Consider the following 20,592-nt stretch of genomic DNA (forward strand, 5'->3'; position numbering starts at 1 on the left):
TTATTTTATAAGTTTATTTCTTTTGGTCATTGTTGCCAAACAGTGGGCCCATTCCGCCACCACCGCCGCCACCAAATTGTTTTTGCATATTGCCTAATGAACGCATCATTTTGCTCATACCAGATGGATTCGCAAATTTCTTCATCATTTTAGCCATTTGTGCTTGTTGCTTAATAAGTTTATTCACTTCAGCAACATCCATACCACAACCCGCGGCAATACGTTTTTTACGACTTGGATTCATCAAGTCTGGATTACGGCGTTCTTTAACGGTCATTGACTGGATAATAGCTTCCATTTTCTTGACCTGCTTTTCAGGATTTGCTTGCTCAATCGCCTGCTGAATTCCTGCACCGCTCATGCCAGGCAACTTATCTAAGAAGCCCATCATTCCGCCCATACTTTTCATTTGCTCAAATTGCATCAGCATATCTTCAAAGTTGAAGCTGCCGCCTTTTTGCAATTTTTTAGCCATTTTTTCGGCTTTTTCTTTGTCGATTTTACGTTCAACTTCCTCGACTAAAGAAAGTACGTCACCCATGCCTAAAATACGTTGAGCAACACGATCTGGATGGAATGGTTCTAAAGCATCAAGCTTCTCACCCATACCCAAGAACTTAATTGGCTTACCTGTAATTGCACGTACAGAAAGCGCAGCGCCACCACGTGCATCACCATCAGTTTTAGTAAGAATCACACCCGTAAGTGCTAATGCATCATTAAACGCCTTAGCTGTATTTGCAGCATCCTGACCTGTCATGGCATCAACCACAAACAAGGTTTCAGTCGGCTTAACGGCAGCATGTAATTCTTTAATTTCGTCCATCATGTCTTCATCGACATGTAAACGACCTGCGGTATCAACAATTAACACGTCAGCAAACTGGATTTTTGCCTGTTCAATTGCACGATTAACGATATCAATTGGCTTTTCAGAAGCATCTGATGCAATAAAACCTGCACCAACTTCTGCTGACACAGTTTCTAACTGTTTAATTGCTGCTGGACGGTAAACGTCCGCAGAAACCGTCATTACTTTTTTCTTTTGACGTTCTTTTAAGAAACGTGCCAACTTAGCGGCAGTTGTTGTTTTACCCGCACCTTGTAAACCAGCAAGTAATACAACAACGGGAGGCTTAGCACTTAAATCAAGTGTTTCATTCGCCTCACCCATCATCTTGGTGAGTTCGTCATAGACAATTTTTACAAATGCCTGGCCTGGTGATAACTGAGTCATCACTTCTTGGCCCAATGCCTCTTCCTTAACTTTCGCGATAAATTCACGAGTTACAGGTAACGCGACATCGGCTTCAAGAAGTGCCATACGTACTTCACGTAAGGTATCTTTAATATTGTCTTCGGTCAGCTGCCCTGAGCCAGTAACATTTCTTAAACTCTGTGTGAGTCGTTCTGTTAAGGTATCAAACATTGCAAAATCCGCTTAAAATGGCTAGTTGCAAAAAAATCTTTCTCGAAATAGAAAATTTATGCATAGAATGCTATAGGATACTTTAGTTCGCAGCGAATTTATATCTTATATAGATGAATTAATCCTGAAAAAGGTTTGACATGATTAGCCTCCCCTTGGTTTACACAATTTTGGCACTCATCGCATATACCACTTCTTTCTGGTATCTGTTTATTCGTTTAATGTCAAAACGTGAACCAAACCCATGGTTATTTGCTTTTGTTGTGACTTTAGCGCTCCTGTTGCACGGTACAGTTTTATGTCACGCCATGCTTACACCAGCCGGAATTAACTACGATGTTTTTAACTTAGTATCGTTTACATCGTGGCTTATGCTGTTGTTAAGTTTAATTTTTAGTATTTTCCGTCCTATTGTACCGTTAAACTTATTAGGCATTCCTGTAGCGGCTATTGGTCTAATTTTAGGTTTTGGATTCAGTCGACCAGATCAATTTATTGAGCAGCATTCGTTAGGCTTAGATACTCATATTATTCTTTCACTTTCTGCCTATGCAGTTTTATTGATGGCAACCATTCACGCTATTTTGCTATGGTTCCAAAATCGTGAACTCAAAAAGAAACAAAAAAAACGCTTTTGGGTCAATTTACTTCCGCCAATTCAGGCGATGGAGTCTTTGTTATTTGACCTAATTATTACTGGATTTATTTTATTAACAATTGCTCTCACTTTTGGTTTCTTGACGATCGATAGCTTCTTTGCACAGCATCTTGCTCATAAAACCGTATTTAGTATTATTTCTTGGTTTATCTATGGTTCACTCTTGATTGGCCATTACAAACTCGGATGGCGAGGTCAAAAAGCGATTCGTTTTACCCTAATCGGTTTTGTGCTTTTAGCCATTGGTTTTATTGGTAGTAAATTTGTGCTTGAGATGATCTTGGGCCGTTAAGTAAATTAAAATTTTAGCAATACTAGACAGCGTTATACATATCCCGTATAACGCTGTTTTCTTTTTGCTCAGGTGACACAGACTGTGAAACTCATACTCGCTCCAATGGAAGGTTTAACTGACCCGATCATGCGGGATACACTCACATCTGTTGGTCATTTCGACTGGTGTGTGACCGAGTTTATTCGTGTTACAGACAGCATTTTGCCAGACCATATTTACTATAGTTTTTGTCCAGAATTAAAAAATGAAGGTAAAACAGCTGCGGGAACGCCTGTCCATGTCCAGTTCTTAGGTAACAATCCAGATATGCTGGCAGCAAATGCTGCAAAAGTGGTTGAATTAGGTGCTCCTGCAATCGACCTTAATTTTGGTTGTCCTGCAAAAACCGTTAATCGACATCGTGGTGGTTCAGTCCTTCTTGATGAACCTGATGTTGTACATATGCTCATTAAAGCCGTGAGAGATGCGGTACCTGCACACATTCCTGTTTCAGCAAAAATGCGTTTAGGTTATCTCGATGAAAATCACACCATGGAAAATGCTCATGCTGTTGAAGATGCTGGTGCAAGCTGGTTAACGGTTCATGCTCGAACTAAAGCAGATGGCTATACGCCCCCAGCTTATTGGGAAAAAATTCTACCCATTCAAGAAGCTTTAAAAATTAATGTCATTGCGAATGGTGAAATCTGGAACAATGCTGATGCTAGAGCCTGTCAGCAACAATCTGGCTGTGAAGATTTAATGATTGGGCGTGGTGCTGTGACGACCCCAGATTTAACCCAATGCATTCGCCAAAACATGGATGAAGCATTATTCAGTTGGGAACAACTGGTTGATTTACAAATACGTTTTTTAAACGGTCAGGCAAAGACAGAAATTGGTATGGTGGGTCGTTATAAGCAATGGTTAGGAATGATGACGAAAGCCTATCCACAAGCGAAAAACCTATGGGACCAAGTAAAACGTATTAAAGCTTTGGATGAAATTGTCCAACAATTAGAACATACCAGATTAGAAAACGTTTAAGGCATTATAGTCAAAAAAAGAGGGCGATTGTTTTTTACAACTGCCCTCTTTCGTTTTTCAGGTTAAGTAATTATTTAAAAACCGCTTACTTTCATTTTAAAGTCGGTTACAGAAACGCCAGTGACACCAAAACTCCCCATTGAGCCATTCGGTAAATTATTAAACGTTGTTGTATTTTGGGTACCCATATTTCCTAAAGTGACATTATTAAGTGAAGCATCAAATTTACTTGATACGCCTGTATTTCCAAAAGTTAATCCTGTTGGATCAACCCCAGCATAGAAACCATCAAGTACAAAACCTGTTGAGGTATTTGTGCCAGCAAATTTAAACCCGAATGTAGCACCCGTATTATCAGACACTAAAGTAATTGGACAACCTGCAGCAGCAGAACAAATAGATTGAATTGCCCCTCCAAATTTAACCATAACTGATTGGGCAGCATGGCCAAGCTGAATATTTAAACGAGGTTTATTGGTTTGTACAAAGTTAATATCTAAATTGCCAGTAGAACGGATCAGTTCTTTTACACCCGTATTTACTGTCGTTCCCGAACTAAAAATTGATTTTGGTGCATAACTTGTTAATGCATAATCGGATGGAGTAGATAAAGATGCACTTGGGGCTAAATAAATTGAGAAAGGTAAAAGTCGAATACCGTTTACATCATTCCCCATCGATATAGCTAAATTTAAAAACGGATTTCCACCACCCGCGTCGGTATCCATAGCAATATTAAAAGAAGGATTACCAGATACGGCAGCTTTAATAAACTCTATGCCAGGAACCGGATTAGTAGAGTTTCCTGCAATGACAAAACCAGCCTTACTGTTATAAGACGTTGAAGCAATACCATTAGTATCAATGAGCGCGACTTGATTAAATTTAACTTTATCAGCCTGAATACCTAAGGTTAAACCATTTTGGCCCGTCGCTGCTGCAAGGCTTTGGTCATCCAAAGGCTGCATTGCAAAAACACTTGAACTACTGGCAAGTAGCAGCCAGAACCCTATATTTTTATTCTTCATGTCGCTCTAATCCTTAAGAGACAAACGTTTATTATTTGTTCAGACTATCAGAATAATATTCAACTACAAAACAATTATCCCTATAACCCGACGAATGCAAATCTAATCACATTCAAAATAAATTTTTATATAAGTGGCAATGGCTGCCACTTTTTTTGATTAATTAAAAGCACCATTTCTAGGCACAATACTAAAGCTACTATTTAAACGTCCACCAGTAATTGCAAGCTCACCTAAACGTGCACCGGCACCAGTTGATGGAGGATAGAAGTTAATATCTTTAACACGTAATGCGCCATCAATACTCTTATCAGGATTAAAATAAACCGCCGTATTTACGCCAACTTTACCTAAACCACTTGAACTGTCTTTACCCACAACTAAAGCAGTATTAAACGCGAGCTTTCCAGTAATGTTATCAAAGCCAATTGCAGAACCATCGATCGGGTCACTAATTTGAACCGTATTTCCAGTTGCTGTGGCAGGCATGGTGAAATCGCCCAGTACAGTTAAAGCACTACCATCTGCAATTGAACTGTTTGGAACGATCGATAAGTTAAGATCTCCGCCCAAACGCAGTTTTAGACCAAATAAGACATCATTATTTCTGGCAAAGTTATCAATTGGTGAGGTACATGACCCAGTAGCTGGACAAGTTTTATATTTCGCCCCTGGTAAATAACCTGCTGCAATTTCAGTTGATAAAGCAAGTAGCATCTCTTTTAAACTAATATTAAGACTGCCATTTTCTAAGCCTATGCTTCCATTGCCTTTGACGAACATATCAATGTTACGTAACCCCATATAATAATCAGTCGGGTTACCCGCATTATTGGCATTTGGAGAACCATCAATTAATAAAATTGAGGTCGTTTTAGTTCCAGTCGCATCACGTCCTGTAGTTCCAGCTGCAATACCAAAACCTAAACGCGAAGTCGTTCCAGAGGTCGCCACGACATTTCGAACAGGCTTACCATTGGCATCTTTTGTATAGTAATAAGCACTATTTGCTGGCGCGTCTAAACCATATACAGCAGCATTAGCATTTAAGTTATAAAAAGGTAAGGCTAAGCCCCACTGGTTATTTGCACCATTATCTGCAAACTGATTGGCAGCCGCGACATTCGCACTTGTCGTAAAACGACCGCGTCTTGAAAATGCCTGAAACTCTGCTCCACGCATCGCAAGAATTAAACTAAATGGATTAGTCACCGTATCACGGTGAATATTATGCTGATAATCAGCAGCTGTCGTTAAAGTACCGCTACCTAAACGAATTGCATTTAAGGTTGCGTTGTTTGGCATTAATAATGTTTTCGTATCAGCAAGATTTAGATAAATATTTCCGCTGTCGAAATAACCACGCGTAGCTGAGTTAAGACCTGTTAAATTGCCAAACTCGAAACCATAAGCATTTAAACCTGCTCCACCAATTTCTAAAGTTGTCGCTTTGCCATCTGCACCTAGCATTGAATCATTATCTTTGGTGAATTCACCTTTCATACGAAAGGCAATGCCAGAATTACCTAAAATACTATTACTTGAACCTGTACCCCCAGCTGTATTTGCAGTGCCTAAAGTGGTGGTATCCGCTGTACCATCCATACCACGGACTTGTAAATAACTATTTACCATACGTCCGCTAGCACCTAAACGAATCAAACCTTTCGCATTTTGTGGGCTATTGGTTGCATCTAAAGCATAAGGGTTAGTCTTATCAACATTAGAGCTAAGCATCACCTCAATATTTAGGCCTGAATTGGTTACTTTGCCACTACTGTCAACATATGTACCTGCGGTTAAACCAGAAGCTGAATCTGCTACACGGTTAAAATCAACATACCCATAGGTAGTATTCGGAGTTTGTCCTACACCAGCAACATTAGTTCCAGTATTTGTCTGTAAAACTAAGCCACGAGTTGGGTCAATCAACATGGCCCCTTTACCAACAAAATTAAAGTTAAAATTTCTTAAAATTAACTGATTTAGCTGGCTGCGAGCATCCAATTGCCCTAGATAAATATTGGCATTATTAATACCAAGTGTCATGCTTGACTGGCTATTTGCATTAAATAACCCATCTTGGGTTGTAAGTGCCAAATTTAGAGGAGAGGTCGTTTGAATAGCCAACTGCCCTAAAGTTGGCGAGCATGTAGCAGAGCTATTACAAACTTTAACGCTATTTACGGTAATAAGTGATGGACTACTTTGCATAGAAAAGTCGAGTCCAGTTTTACCCGTAGTTGGGTTACTCCCTACATCTAAACGGTAATTAGTGCTTAAAGTTTGGCTAGATGCATTACTTTTTTGGACTTTTACACCACTTGCTTGAGCTCTTAATACCTGATCAGCACTTGTTGGTGTGCCTGCATGGTCATCCCAATAGGCATTATCAATATTAATTTCATTAAACGTAGTTTGAATCGAGATCCCATCTTGTCCATTGACGGCACTCAAATCAGCATCTGTTAAAGCTTCTAAAGCATAAATTTGACCACTCACTAACAACATGCTGGTTGCTAATGTATTTAAAATAAACTTTGAGCTGTGATTTTCTTTATTTTTTTTCATCACTTCAGTTCCTTTGAAATCTACATTAACCCTTAACAACGAGGATGGCTACCATCACAGCTAAAGACCATGACTTTTCCTTGAATAGCCAAATTCCCATTCATCATTAAACCCATGAAACCAGTTTCACGTCCATAGTCATAGGCCGACGGAGTTGCTGTAGCAACTTGCTGTGCTGCACTATTAGCAGTCGCAGCATATGTCGGTTTTTTGAAATATGCATAATCATACATATTTGCACTCGAGCCTTGCGTTGTTGTTGAGCTAGTAAAATTATCTTGCTCAATTGATAAAGCATTGAAACCAAAATTACGCAATAAAATCGGTTGAGCTGAGCTAAAACTAAGCTGAATAGCAGGCTTAATAATTTCAGTATTACTTTTATCAAGATATTTTAAATCAACGCCATCCAAGCCCATTTTTTGAATATTTAAAGTTCCTTGTACACCTTTAAACACGAGCCAAAGTTTATTACCACTATCGCTATTTTCAGTCCAACCACTTGGCTTAGTTGCATCTGCTTGTACAAAACGTTTGTTAATCGCTAAACCTATATGACAGAACTCAACGTTTTCACAGACACCACCACTACCATTGTCAAAGACACCGTTAGCTGTCTGGTTTAAATTAAGCATTAAAGATAAATCAGCACCAGCCTGACCATTAATCGCCTGCAATGCATCATTATCTAAAGTTTGTAGCTCTGCATGAGTAACTGTTGCACAAAGAGCGAGGATTAAAGTACTTATTTTTTTCATATTACGCTCCTCCTCTTATAGGCCTTTAGTTGTCAGTTTTAAATGCTGGATTAAAACACCGTCAATAACAGCAGAACCCATGTTATTACTAATCGAAGAACTAATTTGTGAACTAGATAGTTTATATGTGTTCAGATCCGCGTTTGGGGTAGTAGTAGACCAACGTCCACCGTTATAGAGTGCATCTGGTAAAGGTGTGCCAGCTGGTACAACAAACTGTGTTCCATTACCCGCATCTGTTGTTGAGTAACCCGTATTATTTACTGTTGGGTTATAATAAGAAGTACTGTCAATATTAGCCCAATTCGCGCCTTGGGAATCAAATTTTAAACCTGAGCCCGCATTACCAGTCCAGCCTGTTGCAGTACGGTATTGCCAAGTGTCATAACAAGTAAAAATTAAACTACACGTGTAACTACCAGCTCGACGTTCTTGGTTTTGTAATTGATAAAAGTTTTTAGTTTGCGTTACACCAACAGTACCCGTAGGTAATTTACCAAATGAAATACCGACTGCATCTTGCGTACTGTTCCCTTTAAATGCCTCTAGAGTATTAGTCGCAGCATTATATACAGTAGACCCTATTGAGATACTACTATGAGTTGCACTAGAGCCTTGGTAAGTTTTACCACCCAAAGTTACACTAGTACCACATTGGTAAATATTACAGGTAGAACCGAGATAACTGTTGTTAGTTCCACTGTAATCAGTATAAATTTTCTTATAAATTTCTGGTTTGTTTGGAATGCGTGCTAACTCCAAACTAAAATTTTTGCCGTCTGAGCTTAAAACAAGAGGTTGATATAAAGACCCTAATACAAGATTGATATTTGGGTTATAGAGATATAAACCTTCATTTGCATCAAAAGTAGGAGCAAGCCCACCATTAATTGCCGGTGTTACTAAATTACCTTGCCCTGTCCCAGACTCACGTGTACTCAAACGTAATACGTTATTCATAGCGTTATCAGTTGGGGCAGTCCATGAACCTGTTGAAGTAACCGTCGTAGTTTGGCTACGAATTCGATATAACCAATCCGAGCTAGGTGAATTATTACTTGGAGCGCCAGTATATTGAGTACTATAGCGATTTACCCACGCCCCTACTGAGGACGTTGGAGTATTTGAAGTAATTGTTGCTCTTAAATTAGAGGCATCCCCACTGTTTAAACGTACAACTCCAGCAAAACCTAAAGTATCATTATAAAAAGGACTCATTCCACCAGCAGATGTTGCCCCTCCTAATGTTTGGAAAAGCTGCAAACGGCTGCCATTTAAACTAAAGTTATTCCAAACACCTTGTAAACGTAAACGATTTGCCCGGCTTGCATCAGTGCTTGTACCAATCAAACCATTTGAATCACCGTAATTAAATTGATCTGCTGCACCATTTATTTTATTTGGATTGCGGACAAAAATATCTGTCCATAAACCTAGTTTTAACTTATAAGCATCTATACCTACCGAGTCTTTCGTTCCGACTTCATATAAAGGAGCTTCTAGAGCTAAATAAGTTACTTGACAAGATGGATCTGTCGCACCACTACAATTTGTTGCACTAAAGTTCGGTACCGAGTTTTCAGTTGCAACTTTAAATATCCAAGGGTTAACAGCTGTTCCCCAGCTTGAGATTGCAGCGGCTGTATCAGTAGAAGCAATACGGGTATTTGTATCATTATCAGATTTAGATAGTGCTAAGCCATAAAGAAAAATATCAGCTTTACCTACCGCCCGGTCACCAGAATCAATCGAGCCATTTTTATTGGTATCAGCGGCTGTCATACTTAAAGGACCAACAGGTACATAATTAATATAACCTGTATCTTTAGTACGATCAGTCAATATCTGGTTTGAGGTTTCATTTGCACCTGCACCACGAAATACCATATAAGTATTCTGTGGCAAGATAGCAATACCTTCACCTGTAGTTTCACTCAAGCCCGCATCAGAAAGTTCTTCAAGAGCAAAACTTGATTGACTTACGCAAAGTCCGATTAAACTTGCCAAAACGGTTTTTCGAAACCTTACCGTATAATTAAGTGTAGTCATCTTGACCTTCCTGTTTTATACGATGCCGCGCACCATATTTCATTTATTTTTCTTTAACAATCCTTGATGGCAGGTGAATATTTCCTTTTCACCTTAGACCAGAAGACAAATCTAAATAGATATTGCCAACTTTTCCACATTCCCATTATGCGCAATATTTGCACAAATGCAAAAAAAAGACCTTAAAAACTAAATTTTCCGATGAATGAACCAATTTAGTTTTTTAACAGAATTTTACATCTGCTCCATGGCAATTAGGTGCAAAACTTTGATTTTTTAAAACCAAATTACTTAAAGACATTTGTACAGGAGTTGCACCCGCTAAATTTAAGTTACCAATGTTAATAGTACTACCACCAATACAACTTAAAAGACCTAAAGCACCACAGTCAACTTTTGTGTCGCCTCTCGTACCAGTACTTAATTTCTGACTTACTAGTGCCAAAGTATCTTCAATTGTTTTATTTGCAATACTTACAGAATCAACTGGAGTAATATCTCCAATATCAATCGGATTCGAGAGCTCTAACCACCAACCTCGTTGTGCTATAGATTTAGAACCAGGCCAACGTATATCATTTCCTTGAAGTGATAATGAAACAGGTGAACCATTTAAATTAGCCTTATGAAAGAAGCCAAGATCTTCTGAAATATCTACATTTACAGTTAAATTATTAATAGACCCTGTGACAGATTTATCTAAATTTAAAAGTCCTGCCGCCATAGCTTTAATATTGCCAGAAACATTAATACCACTTACTGTTGCTGAAGCTTTTAATGGAGCTACAGAAATACGTTTACCCGTAATTGTTTGCTGTGGAAGAAATAAAGTTCCGGTCAGTTTGTCAGTTGAGTTGCCAGCCGCATCCGTCGTTAAATTCAACGTATAATCATAGGTTTGGAAAGGTACACATGCCAAATATCCACAAGCTTCACCAGAGATTTGAGCATTATTAACATCTGCTGGTCTCAAACCATTTACAGGATTTACTTTAACTGTGCCCCCTGCTTGTGCAACCTCCATATAACCACTTAAAGAATTAATACCACTTTTAGTTGGTCCATTTTCAGTACCAAAAGTTAGTAAACCTTCGATAGCCTCTGCACTTACTCGCATCCCTGTGACCTCGCGTAATGCAGTGCTATTAGGATTTTTAATTGCAAACTCAATAAATGGATTAGTTATTTTTGCAGAGGAACTAGCACGACCATCATTTGTATCAGAGATACCACTTAAACTTAAGTTATCAATATCAATATCACAGGCTCCTGTACCATTTACGCCACCACAGCCTAGTTGAAGCTTACGGATATTAGTATTAAGTTCAACTTCAGCATCTAGGCCTAATTTATAGAAGCCTATATTGCTACTATTGTCACGTAGCTTTTCCAAATTTGCAGAATCCGTAGGCGCAATATAAGACATACTCATTAAGGCTTGGCCGCGAGTTGCAGATAGTTCAGCATCTGACATTGCGACTAATGTAGAAGCAGCATAAGCTGAAGAAAAGCATAAGCTTCCGAGTGTCAAAAGTGCTACTCGAAGAGACGTAAACTGTCGCATGGCCGACCTCCGTATCCGTGGGGGCATAATCCTGTTTAATTTCTTTTTATTTGGTTTGCCTAAATTTAGTAGATATCTAAACAATTACTACCAAATAGACAACCTATATCCAATACATTTGCTTTTAAATTCTGTGATGCAGAACAAAAAAACAAATCAATTATTGATCATATTATATTATTTTTTACAAAAGGAAACTGTCATTTATCACTATTCCGATAAACGCATCTCATGTAAATTTTACCCATAAAATTGGGCCACCTGAGTGACCCACAAATTTTAATACTATTCTCAATATCAAAAGAATTAGGTTTTAGGTAGTGTTACACCTGTTTGACCTTGGTATTTACCACCACGATCTTTATAAGATGTTTCACAGACTTCATCACTTTCAAAAAATAGCATTTGTGCTACACCTTCCCCTGCATAAATACGGGCAGGTAAATTAGTAGTGTTTGAAAATTCTAAAGTTACGTGACCTTCCCATTCAGGTTCTAACGGCGTCACGTTCACAATAATACCGCAACGAGCGTAGGTAGATTTACCTAAACATACGGTCAATACATTACGAGGAATACGGAAATATTCAATTGTACGTGCTAAAGCAAATGAGTTTGGCGGAATAATGCAAACATCAGACTCAATGTCGATAAAACTTTTATCATCAAAATTCTTTGGGTCGACAATTGCAGAATGTACGTTAGTAAAAACCTTGAATTCACGGGCACAGCGTACATCATAACCATAGCTAGAGACCCCGTAGGAAATCAACTTTTCACCATTTTGATCAAAACGGACTTGATTCTCTGCATAAGGTTCAATCATGCCGTGTTTTTCGCTCATCTCGCGAATCCAACGATCAGACTTAATAGCCATGTATTTTCTATCCAAAAGGTAATTTCATTGATTGCGACGTACTTTAACGTAAAAAAGCAATTATGAAAACAACGCTTGAGCTACTCTTCTCGATAAGAATAGCTCAGCAGTACTTTTATAGGCTAAGTAAAGCAGAATAACTGATAGGAATTGAAAAACTGACTAAAACGAGTGAAGCAGTTTTTTGCAAATTGGTCTGATTTAACCACGCAACCTTCTTAGAAGCTAAAAGTGATCCCAGGAAAATCCAGAATAAGGCAATTGGCGTAATAAGCGCTAAGTAAGCCATCATATGAATAAAATAAATATGAAAATCACTCCATGCAGCCACAGGAAAAATTGCTGAAGCAAAGAGCAAGGCTTTAGGATTCAATAAGGTTGCGCAAAATAATTCACGAGTACGGATCGTAGGCTGATTTAATTCAACCTCTTGATTTGCCGTATGCCACAACTTAATGGCTAAGAAAATAATATAGCAAGCACTCAATAGCTTAAGAATAGGCGGTAGCAATGGCAATGTGGTGGACACTTTCCCAATCAGCATTCCCCATGCAGAAATAGAGATCACATAGCCCAAAACTTCTGCTGGAATAAGTTTTACTGACTTCCGTAATCCTACTTGCACGCCTGAAGAAGCAAGCAAAGTGTTAGTTGGACCAGGGGTAAGTAAAATTGTGGCTACTAAGCCAATAAAAAGCCATGAAATCATTGAATGACCTCACAATATAGTCATCTCAGATTAATAGATATCCTGTTACATGGCAAAAGGTAATTGTAAGACAAAGTTTTTAAAATCATTTTTAAAATCTAAATAAAAATATTAAAAACATATACTTATAAAATTATCACAAAAAGCGATAAAGAAAACTTTACGGTCAGTTGTTATGCTTTTCAAATCACTTCTTACTTAAGTAACATAAGTATTTTTATTTTAAGTCTATTTTTCCATCAAAAGCCTTTATAATAAAAAATATATAGTGATGGTAAGTTTAAATTTTAAGCTTTTAATAAGTTTCAATTCATATATTGTTTCTGATTTTTTTATATAGAGCACCGCGCTCTACTACTTTAATGATTATGGCAAAGCACTTTTTTCAATCTTGGCTTCCCTCGCCCGAGAAAGTTTCAAATATGAAATTTCTAAGGATTTTTGGTAAAAAGACCTTGAATCCTGTGCTTTGGTATGTCAATCGAAAATCAATTACTCGAGCTGTTTTTGTTGGGACTTTTTTTGGTTTACTGCCTATCCCTTTTCACAGTGTATTTATTGTGATGGCAGTCTTACTATTCGAAGTCAATTTACCAATTAGCTTGATGCTAGCTTGGCTTAGTAATCCACTTACTCTAGTTCCTATTCTGTATATTGGTTTTTGGTTTGGCGCACATATTTTTCATGTGCATATGATCAACAAAGAAATGTTACTAGGTGTATTACACCAAATTTCCCGCTGGATTACTCATTTCGGACATGGACACATTGATTTTAGTCTCGCAAAAATTTTGATGACGGGTCTGGTTGTCGAAGCTTTTGTATTTGCCGTTATTTTATATCTATCTACAGAAATTTTCTGGCGTTGGATGGTTATTAAGAACTGGAAAAGTAGACATCGTCATAAAAAGCAAGAAGAAGAAGTTTTATAAAGCTCCAATAATCTTCTTGCTTAAATTTAAATCATTATTTTGGTAGTTTTGATTTCATATACTCTTCGGCGACATTGAGTACATACTCTTGGCAAGCCTCTCCCGTACCTGGGTCATAAGCTCCGTTATTGGTAATATTATTAGATAAAATTCGAATTCCTAGAAAAGGAACATTCAACTGACTTGCAATTTGTGCAACTGATGCCGCTTCCATTTCCTCAACTGAAGTGCCATAACGCTGATGGAAAAATTGAATACGATCAAGTTCGTTATTCCAAACATCTGCTGAACCAATTGTTCCCTCAACCACCTCACCTTTGTCATAACGGACTTTATGTGCCGCTATTAATAGCTCTTGATCACCTTCAAATTTGCGTATTGCAATCGGTTCCGGATTAGATTCATCTGTTGGCAAAACATCAAAAGCTTCAACCCAAGTGAGTGAGTTTGACCCAGCACCCAATGGCTGTTTAGGAGTTCTAAATGCACCAATATTGGTCGCATATTTTCCTAAAACAATATCGTAAACGTGTAGATCGGGGTCGTGCCCACCTGCTGTTCCCTGATTAATGATCGCAATCGGTTTATAACGCTCAATAGCTAAAGCAGTTGCAGCAGCAGAGTTGCTCATCCCCATACGGGTTTTAGAAATAATCATTGGATAACCGTTATAGGTGCCCTTCCAGAATTTCCACCCACCAATTTCTTCAACAGTCTTATTCTCTAATTTTGAAGCCATTCTTTCCGATTCTACTGGTAAAGCACCTTGAATAATAATCGGCTGTAATTTCTGTTTTTGGTCCTGAACTGTTGGTGTTTGTGAAACAGAAGAGTCGTCATTATTGCATCCGACTAAAAATAAAGCGCTACATAAACTGATTACGCCAAAAGCACATTTAAATTGCATTTTTTACCCTTTCTTTTTAAAAAGTGTAAAGTAGCAATCTATATGCCAATTTCAAGTTTAGCTTTGTTATTAAGATTCAGTACTTTAAATTTTTCTTTTAACCAAACAATAAAAAACCCGACTTTACGTCGGGTTTTAATAAGTTAAAAAATACGTTTATCATCACGTGTGCGTTGAGGGATTTTTTCAATCTGTTCCCACATCGCTTTAGCAATATCAATATAACTATCAGCTGCATCATCCATTGCTACAACGCTAGGTTTACCCTGATCAGCATGCTCACGAATCTGAGCATTTAGAGGCAAGCGACCTAATAATGGAATATGGTATTGCTCAGAGAGCTTGTCACCGCCACCAATACCAAAAATTTGTTCTTCATGACCACAGTTAGAGCAAATATGGGTCGACATGTTCTCAACGACACCTAATACAGGGATGCCAACTTTATTAAATAACTCAATCCCTTTTGTAGCATCCAGTAAGGCAACATTTTGTGGTGTAGTCACAATGATTGAACCAGTAACTGGAATACGCTGTGCAAGCGTGAGTTGAATATCACCAGTGCCTGGTGGCATATCAATCATCAATACATCTAAATCAGGCCAAAGAGTTTGATTAAATAACTGCATTAAAGCACCTGTTGCCTTTGGTCCACGCCACGCGACAGGTGTGTTGTTATCACCAGTTAAATGTCCAATCGATAACACTGCCATTCCATAGGCATCTAAAGGCACGAAATTTTCACTTTCTATAAGAGGTGTTTTGCCTGCATTACCTAGCATTGTCGGAATACTTGGGCCATAGATATCAGCGTCCAAAACCCCAACCTTAAGTCCCATTTTTTGCAAGGCAAGTGCTAAATTGACCGTAGTTGTCGATTTACCAACACCACCCTTACCAGATGAAACTAAAATAACATGCTTAATGCGTGGATGAAGCGGAACATCTCTTTGTTGGGGAGCAGCTTTTTGAATAGGGGGATTATTCGGATCTGGTTCTGATTTAGGTGAAGCATCAAGCACAGGAGGTAAGTTTGAACTTTCTTGTGTAGGGCGCTTCTGTTGCACCACATGCAGGTTTAATTCTTCAATACCACACTTTTCTAAAGCCATTGCTAAATCATCATGAATTTGCTGCAAGTGCTCTTTTTCATCAGGAAAGGTATTAATCGTAAGTTGTAATACACGCCCCTGAACTTGGAGCTGACTAATGCGATCTTTTAAAGCATCTTTTGAATGGGGTAGTAAATAATTTTGGAGTACGGTTTGGATTTCATCTTCTTTCACTTCTTGTGCGGGTGAAAAAACAGACTTTAGTGAAGAAAGCCAAGACATATTGTTTACTCCAAAAACAGATCATTACAGCTTAATGGAGATAGTGTAACAGTATTGGTCCGCACTCGCTCACCTTGGGATGAATAATTACTCACTTACAATCTCATCTTTTAGGTGAGGAGTGCAGATTTTAGTTTAGATCAGCTTATTCAGCAGAATCATGGTTTTTCAATTTATTTAACTTATCAGTTGCTGTTTTCTTTAACTCGTCAAATTTTGCTGTTGCTTGAGTTTTTAACTCATCAAATTTTGTTGCAGCCTCATCTTTTAGCTCTGCTGCCTTAGCTTTGGCATCATCAAGTTTATGACTTGCCTCAGTACGTAAATGATCGAACTTATCTTGCAGAGTATGCTGAGCATCTTCAAGTTTGCCTTTCAAATCACTTGCTTTATCTTCAACCGCCTCTTTACCAGCAGCTTGCTTCTCTTTTACATTTTCCTTTAAATCATCCAAAGCTTTTTCACCTTGAACTTTTGCATCTGCCGCTTTTGCCTTTAAATCATCTAATTTATTTTCAGTAGTCATCGTTGTTATCCTCGTAGTTAATTAAAAAATTACCTGAATAAGTTATTAGTTATACATCGTTATGGCTTGTTTTCTGACCGTAACTGCAATTTGAAACAAAGACAATACAGGAAGATTCAAATATTTTTCGATTTGTTTATCTGTTCTAAAGAGAAATAACTGCACAATTAAAAAACCGATTTTTACGAATACTCATTGTTGCCCAACAAAGATATTATTCCGCCACTCAAGCACAGCTCTCGCCTTGCGCTTGGGCAAAAATATTAACCTTTGCTTATCCCACCACTCAAGCACAGCTCTCGTCTTGCAGTCGGACAAAGCGTTGCTTTGTTTTTCCTCCTTCATCAGTTAAAATCTTCCACCTTATAAATACGAATGAGAGAATGAAATCCGTGCGTAAAATTTTAGTCACTAATGCCCTTCCTTACGCTAATGGTCCAATTCATATGGGTCATTTACTCGGTTACATCCAGGCAGATATCTGGGTTCGTGCCATGCGGGCAATGGGTCATGATGTGACTTATGTATGTGCGGATGATGCTCATGGTACTGCCATCATGCTACGTGCTGAGGCAAACGGTATTAGCCCTGAGGAGCAAATTGCGAACGTTCAGAAAGAACATATTCGTGATTTTGATGGCTTCGGTGTACATTTCGATCACTATGATTCAACGCATAGCGATGCCAATAAAGCACGTTCAACAGATATCTATATTAAAAACCGTGAAGCTGGAAATATTGCAGTTCGCCCTGTAACTCAATTATTTGATCCAGAAAAAGGCATGTTTTTGTCTGACCGCTTCATTAAGGGTACATGCCCAAAATGTAAATCAGAAGATCAATACGGCGACTCATGTGAAGTTTGCGGTACAACTTATAATGCGACCGAGTTACTTAACCCTCGTTCGACTTTAAGTGGTGCAACACCAGTTGAAAAATCATCAGATCACTACTTCTTCAAACTACCGAACTTTGCTGAGTATTTACAGAAATGGACCCGTGATGAAGGTCGCTTACCTGTCTCGATTGCAAACAAACTTGATGAATGGTTTGAAGCAGGTTTAACCGATTGGGATATTTCTCGTGATGCGCCTTATTTTGGTTTTGAAATTCCAGAGGCACCAAATAAATATTTCTATGTTTGGGTAGATGCGCCAATTGGTTATATGTCTAGTTTTGAAAATTACATCAAAACTAAACGCCCAGATTTAAGTTTTGATGATTTTTGGAAAAAAGACAGTCAAAACGATGTTTACCATTTTATTGGTAAAGATATTGTTTATTTCCATGCATTGTTCTGGCCTGCAATGTTAGATGGCGCAAACTATCGCACTCCAACTGGTCTTTTTGTAAATGGTTTCTTGACTGTGAACGGACAAAAAATGTCTAAGTCTCGCGGTACATTTATTAAAGCAGAGACTTATTTACAGCATTTGAATCCAGAATATTTACGTTACTACTTTGCATCTAAACTTTCAGATAAAGTTGAAGATTCTGACTTAAACCTTGATGATTTTATTCAAAAAGTAAATTCTGACTTAGTCGGTAAAGTAGTCAATATTGCTAGCCGTTGCGCCAAATTTATCAACAGTAGCTTTAACAATACTTTATCTGCTAAATGTGCAGAACCTGAGTTGGTACAAACTTTTATTGATGCAGGTGATTCAATCGCTAGCGCGTATGAAGCACGTGAATTCTCAATGGCTATTCGTGAAATTATGGCGCTTGCTGATCGTGCAAACCAATATATTGACGAGAAAAAACCGTGGGCACTTGCTAAACAAGAAGGCCAAGAACAGCAAGTTCTTGATGTATGCTCGGTTGGTATCAATTTATTCCGTCAATTAGCAGTATACTTAGCTCCTGTTCTTCCAACTTTGGCTGAGCAAGTTCAAGGTTTCTTAAAACTTGAAAGTTTTAATTTCGAATCACGTAAACAAATTCTTGTAAACCACGAGATTGCACAGTTCCAACCTCTCATGCAGCGCGTTGATCCAAAAGCTGTTACCGCAATGGTGGATGCATCTAAAGAGTCTTTAGGTACTCCTGCTCCAGAAGCAACTAAAGCAACGGCGAAAAAGGACAAAGCTGCCGAGAAAAAAACTGCCCCTGCTCCAGCAGTGGGTGAAGCTGAAATTATCGGTATCGAAGACTTCTTAAAAGTTGACTTGCGTGTTGCTCAGGTCATAGAAGCAGGTACAGTTGAAGGTTCAGATAAGTTACTTCAACTGACGTTAGACGTTGGTGAAGCTGAACCACGCAATGTATTTAGTGGTATTCGTAGCCAATATGCACCAGAAGATTTAAAAGGTAAATTGGTTGTCATGGTTGCTAACCTTGCACCACGTAAAATGCGTTTTGGCATTTCAAATGGAATGGTACTTGCTGCTGGAAAAGGTGAAGGTATTTTCATTATTTCTCCAGATAGCGGTGCAAAACCAGGCGATAAAGTTTCTTAATCTGCCTTAATAAAAAAGCTTCCTGAATTGGAAGCTTTTTTATTTTAGGAATATCAAAACTGAGTGAATTAAAATATTAAATAAATTTAGAAAGCGAGTACTTTCAAATTATGACCACGGCCACCCTTCACAAGGGTTATTAAATAAAACATGTATGTTTCCTAACTCCTCATTTGTTAAATAACCGTTCTTATTTTCATCTAGATAATGAAATAGCTCTGTTTGCTTATTTTCACCTTGAAAACGTTTATCACTGGGCCAGTTGTAAGGATAGAAATCTTCAACACGTTGAAATTCTTTTAGGCTATACATGCCATCATGATTTAAATCATATTTTTCCTGAAAAAGCTTCCAATCTAAAGAAGCAGGCTCACATGCATTTACCATATTCAAAATACAGTAAGTTGCACATCCAGCAAGTAACTTAATAGTTAGCTTGCTCATGATTATTCACTTGTATATCGGAAATTTTATAATCCTTTTCATGAACCGGAGTACCCACAATACTCATGGTCCGCTCACTTGCTGGCTGTTGCTTGCTCATTGTTCTCATCTCACATCCTGTAGTTAAGATGAGAAAAACTACAGAAATGCTCACCATTAGTTTTTTCATAACGTGATCCTCATTTCTTTTTGTTTTATTTATTAAGTTACCACTTTTAAAGTGTTTAAGTGCTAAAAAAGATATTTCAATTTGTATATATTTTACGCAAAAATAAAGCCAGACTATAAATAGCTGGCTTTGGATTTTTTAGATATTTTAATTAAAGACTTATCATTTGAAGAAAATTAACTTTAAGCCTAATACACTCACAATACTTCCAGCTACTCGGTCAACACCAGTTTTTGCTTTTAAGTACATTGTTCTAGGCTTCTCTGAAGAGAGCAGCATTGCCACACATGAGTACCAACCAGCATCAATCATAAAACAAATCACTGGTAATGCGACGTAGTAATAATTTGGGATTTCTTTTGGTAACAAAGCAGTAAATACACTCGCTAGCACGACTGCAATTTTCGGATTACTTAACTGCGTAATAAGACCATAACGATATGCCTGTTTATAGGTCATTTTTGATTTGCCATCATTTTCCATGGCAATTGGTTCTTTAGCATGTTTAATAATTTTAAAAGCCAGCCACAGCAAATACAGCCCACCACCAATTTTTAAAATCAAATAAGCAGAAGGCACTGCCAATAACACGGCTTGTAACCCCATAACAGCTAACAGGCCAAACAGAGCTGCGCCTGTCCCCGTCCCTAATGCTGTAAACAACCCATGTTTACGTGATTTAGAAATTGAATTTTGTGCCACATAAATAAAGCTTGGCCCAGGACTTATTGCTCCAAGCATCAATGCCATCGCAATTGAAAAAAGAGGAATAAGGGACTCCAACATTGTATTGACCTAGCATCACGCAATTGCGCGGTATTCTAACAGCTTTTTATGACGCATATAAAAATGCAGAAG

Annotated in this window: 17 protein-coding genes and 1 pseudogene; 4 read left to right on the plus strand and 14 right to left on the minus strand. The window is 38.1% G+C overall.

Annotated elements, in window-relative coordinates; all coding sequences use genetic code 11:
• Positions 1 to 13: 13 nt before the first annotated feature.
• Positions 14 to 1,429 carry a signal recognition particle protein gene (gene ffh / locus F968_RS14835; protein WP_004794257.1) on the minus strand — a complete coding sequence of 472 codons (1,416 nt, stop codon included), beginning with the start codon at positions 1,427 to 1,429 and terminating at the stop codon, positions 14 to 16.
• Positions 1,430 to 1,569: 140 nt separating this feature from the next.
• Here ffh and F968_RS14840 point away from each other — a divergent pair, with 140 nt between their 5' ends.
• Both F968_RS14840 and F968_RS14845 read left to right on the plus strand, forming a co-directional pair.
• A complete protein-coding gene (locus F968_RS14840) occupies positions 1,570 to 2,379 on the plus strand; it encodes a cytochrome C assembly family protein (RefSeq protein WP_004794258.1) in 810 nt (269 codons plus the stop codon).
• Between the two features lie 84 nt (positions 2,380 to 2,463).
• Positions 2,464 to 3,408, plus strand: a complete 945-nt coding sequence (locus tag F968_RS14845; protein ID WP_004794259.1) for a tRNA-dihydrouridine synthase — start codon at positions 2,464 to 2,466, stop codon at positions 3,406 to 3,408.
• Between the two features lie 74 nt (positions 3,409 to 3,482).
• Here the strand turns inward: F968_RS14845 and F968_RS14850 are convergent, their stop codons facing one another.
• The 7 genes from F968_RS14850 to F968_RS14880 form a co-directional block, all read right to left on the minus strand.
• The gene (locus tag F968_RS14850; protein ID WP_004794261.1) at positions 3,483 to 4,436 is read right to left on the minus strand and encodes a DUF6160 family protein; all 954 of its coding nucleotides are present in this window, start codon (positions 4,434 to 4,436) and stop codon (positions 3,483 to 3,485) included.
• 159 nt (positions 4,437 to 4,595) lie between these two features.
• The gene (locus F968_RS14855; protein ID WP_004794263.1) at positions 4,596 to 7,007 is read right to left on the minus strand and encodes a DUF6160 family protein; all 2,412 of its coding nucleotides are present in this window, start codon (positions 7,005 to 7,007) and stop codon (positions 4,596 to 4,598) included.
• A gap of 32 nt (positions 7,008 to 7,039) precedes the next feature.
• Positions 7,040 to 7,765 carry a DUF6160 family protein gene (locus tag F968_RS14860; RefSeq protein WP_004794264.1) on the minus strand — a complete coding sequence of 242 codons (726 nt, stop codon included), beginning with the start codon at positions 7,763 to 7,765 and terminating at the stop codon, positions 7,040 to 7,042.
• A gap of 15 nt (positions 7,766 to 7,780) precedes the next feature.
• The gene (locus F968_RS14865) at positions 7,781 to 9,814 is read right to left on the minus strand and encodes a hypothetical protein (protein ID WP_004794265.1); all 2,034 of its coding nucleotides are present in this window, start codon (positions 9,812 to 9,814) and stop codon (positions 7,781 to 7,783) included.
• A 223-nt stretch (positions 9,815 to 10,037) separates the two neighbouring features.
• Entirely contained in the window at positions 10,038 to 11,378 is a 1,341-nt protein-coding gene (locus tag F968_RS14870; RefSeq protein WP_004794268.1) for a hypothetical protein, read from the minus strand.
• 306 nt (positions 11,379 to 11,684) lie between these two features.
• Positions 11,685 to 12,254: a dCTP deaminase gene (dcd, locus tag F968_RS14875; protein WP_004794269.1), complete on the minus strand. Its 570-nt coding sequence runs from the start codon at positions 12,252 to 12,254 to the stop codon at positions 11,685 to 11,687.
• Between the two features lie 115 nt (positions 12,255 to 12,369).
• Positions 12,370 to 12,963, minus strand: coding sequence for a LysE family translocator (locus tag F968_RS14880; protein ID WP_004794271.1), 594 nt, complete (start codon positions 12,961 to 12,963; stop codon positions 12,370 to 12,372).
• A gap of 362 nt (positions 12,964 to 13,325) precedes the next feature.
• On the opposite strand from F968_RS14880, the gene F968_RS14885 reads away from it, so the two are divergent.
• Positions 13,326 to 13,895 (plus strand): DUF2062 domain-containing protein, encoded by a 570-nt coding sequence (locus F968_RS14885; RefSeq protein WP_003653419.1) that lies wholly within the window; start codon positions 13,326 to 13,328, stop codon positions 13,893 to 13,895.
• 34 nt (positions 13,896 to 13,929) lie between these two features.
• Here F968_RS14885 and F968_RS14890 read toward each other — a convergent pair whose 3' ends face one another.
• From F968_RS14890 to F968_RS14900, 3 genes and pseudogenes are all read right to left on the minus strand, one after another.
• Positions 13,930 to 14,802: a 5'-methylthioadenosine/S-adenosylhomocysteine nucleosidase gene (locus F968_RS14890; RefSeq protein WP_004794273.1), complete on the minus strand. Its 873-nt coding sequence runs from the start codon at positions 14,800 to 14,802 to the stop codon at positions 13,930 to 13,932.
• 143 nt (positions 14,803 to 14,945) lie between these two features.
• Entirely contained in the window at positions 14,946 to 16,136 is a 1,191-nt protein-coding gene (gene apbC, locus F968_RS14895) for an iron-sulfur cluster carrier protein ApbC (protein WP_004794276.1), read from the minus strand.
• Positions 16,137 to 16,281: 145 nt separating this feature from the next.
• A pseudogene (locus F968_RS14900) lies at positions 16,282 to 16,653 on the minus strand (hypothetical protein); the annotation flags it as partial.
• A gap of 401 nt (positions 16,654 to 17,054) precedes the next feature.
• On the opposite strand from F968_RS14900, the gene metG reads away from it, so the two are divergent.
• Entirely contained in the window at positions 17,055 to 19,121 is a 2,067-nt protein-coding gene (metG, locus tag F968_RS14905; protein ID WP_004794279.1) for a methionine--tRNA ligase, read from the plus strand.
• 108 nt (positions 19,122 to 19,229) lie between these two features.
• Here metG and F968_RS14910 read toward each other — a convergent pair whose 3' ends face one another.
• The 3 genes from F968_RS14910 to F968_RS14920 all read right to left on the minus strand — a co-directional run bounded on the left by F968_RS14910 (position 19,230) and on the right by F968_RS14920 (position 20,520).
• The gene (locus F968_RS14910; protein ID WP_004794282.1) at positions 19,230 to 19,565 is read right to left on the minus strand and encodes an EF-hand domain-containing protein; all 336 of its coding nucleotides are present in this window, start codon (positions 19,563 to 19,565) and stop codon (positions 19,230 to 19,232) included.
• Positions 19,546 to 19,734: an NF038215 family lipoprotein gene (locus F968_RS20475; RefSeq protein ID WP_004794284.1), complete on the minus strand. Its 189-nt coding sequence runs from the start codon at positions 19,732 to 19,734 to the stop codon at positions 19,546 to 19,548. Before F968_RS20475 ends, F968_RS14910 begins: the two co-directional genes overlap by 20 nt.
• A 162-nt stretch (positions 19,735 to 19,896) precedes the next feature.
• Positions 19,897 to 20,520 (minus strand): LysE family translocator, encoded by a 624-nt coding sequence (locus tag F968_RS14920; RefSeq protein WP_004794286.1) that lies wholly within the window; start codon positions 20,518 to 20,520, stop codon positions 19,897 to 19,899.
• Positions 20,521 to 20,592 lie beyond the last annotated feature (72 nt).

It is taken from the genome of Acinetobacter sp. NIPH 817, assembly GCF_000368405.1.
Classification (GTDB): Bacteria; Pseudomonadota; Gammaproteobacteria; order Pseudomonadales; family Moraxellaceae; genus Acinetobacter.

Excerpts from the sequence above, each read along its gene's own strand:
- ffh (WP_004794257.1), bottom strand. The coding sequence starts at position 1,429 with ATGTTTGATACCTTAACAGAACGACTCACACAGAGTTTAAGAAATGTT.
- F968_RS14840 (WP_004794258.1), top strand. The coding sequence starts at position 1,570 with ATGATTAGCCTCCCCTTGGTTTACACAATTTTGGCACTCATCGCATAT.
- F968_RS14850 (WP_004794261.1), bottom strand. The coding sequence starts at position 4,436 with ATGAAGAATAAAAATATAGGGTTCTGGCTGCTACTTGCCAGTAGTTCA.
- F968_RS14855 (WP_004794263.1), bottom strand. The coding sequence starts at position 7,007 with ATGAAAAAAAATAAAGAAAATCACAGCTCAAAGTTTATTTTAAATACA.
- F968_RS14860 (WP_004794264.1), bottom strand. The coding sequence starts at position 7,765 with ATGAAAAAAATAAGTACTTTAATCCTCGCTCTTTGTGCAACAGTTACT.
- F968_RS14865 (WP_004794265.1), bottom strand. The coding sequence starts at position 9,814 with ATGACTACACTTAATTATACGGTAAGGTTTCGAAAAACCGTTTTGGCA.
- F968_RS14870 (WP_004794268.1), bottom strand. The coding sequence starts at position 11,378 with ATGCGACAGTTTACGTCTCTTCGAGTAGCACTTTTGACACTCGGAAGC.
- dcd (WP_004794269.1), bottom strand. The coding sequence starts at position 12,254 with ATGGCTATTAAGTCTGATCGTTGGATTCGCGAGATGAGCGAAAAACAC.
- F968_RS14880 (WP_004794271.1), bottom strand. The coding sequence starts at position 12,963 with ATGATTTCATGGCTTTTTATTGGCTTAGTAGCCACAATTTTACTTACC.
- F968_RS14885 (WP_003653419.1), top strand. The coding sequence starts at position 13,326 with ATGATTATGGCAAAGCACTTTTTTCAATCTTGGCTTCCCTCGCCCGAG.
- F968_RS14890 (WP_004794273.1), bottom strand. The coding sequence starts at position 14,802 with ATGCAATTTAAATGTGCTTTTGGCGTAATCAGTTTATGTAGCGCTTTA.
- apbC (WP_004794276.1), bottom strand. The coding sequence starts at position 16,136 with ATGTCTTGGCTTTCTTCACTAAAGTCTGTTTTTTCACCCGCACAAGAA.
- F968_RS14910 (WP_004794282.1), bottom strand. The coding sequence starts at position 19,565 with ATGAGCAAGCTAACTATTAAGTTACTTGCTGGATGTGCAACTTACTGT.
- F968_RS20475 (WP_004794284.1), bottom strand. The coding sequence starts at position 19,734 with ATGAAAAAACTAATGGTGAGCATTTCTGTAGTTTTTCTCATCTTAACT.
- F968_RS14920 (WP_004794286.1), bottom strand. The coding sequence starts at position 20,520 with ATGTTGGAGTCCCTTATTCCTCTTTTTTCAATTGCGATGGCATTGATG.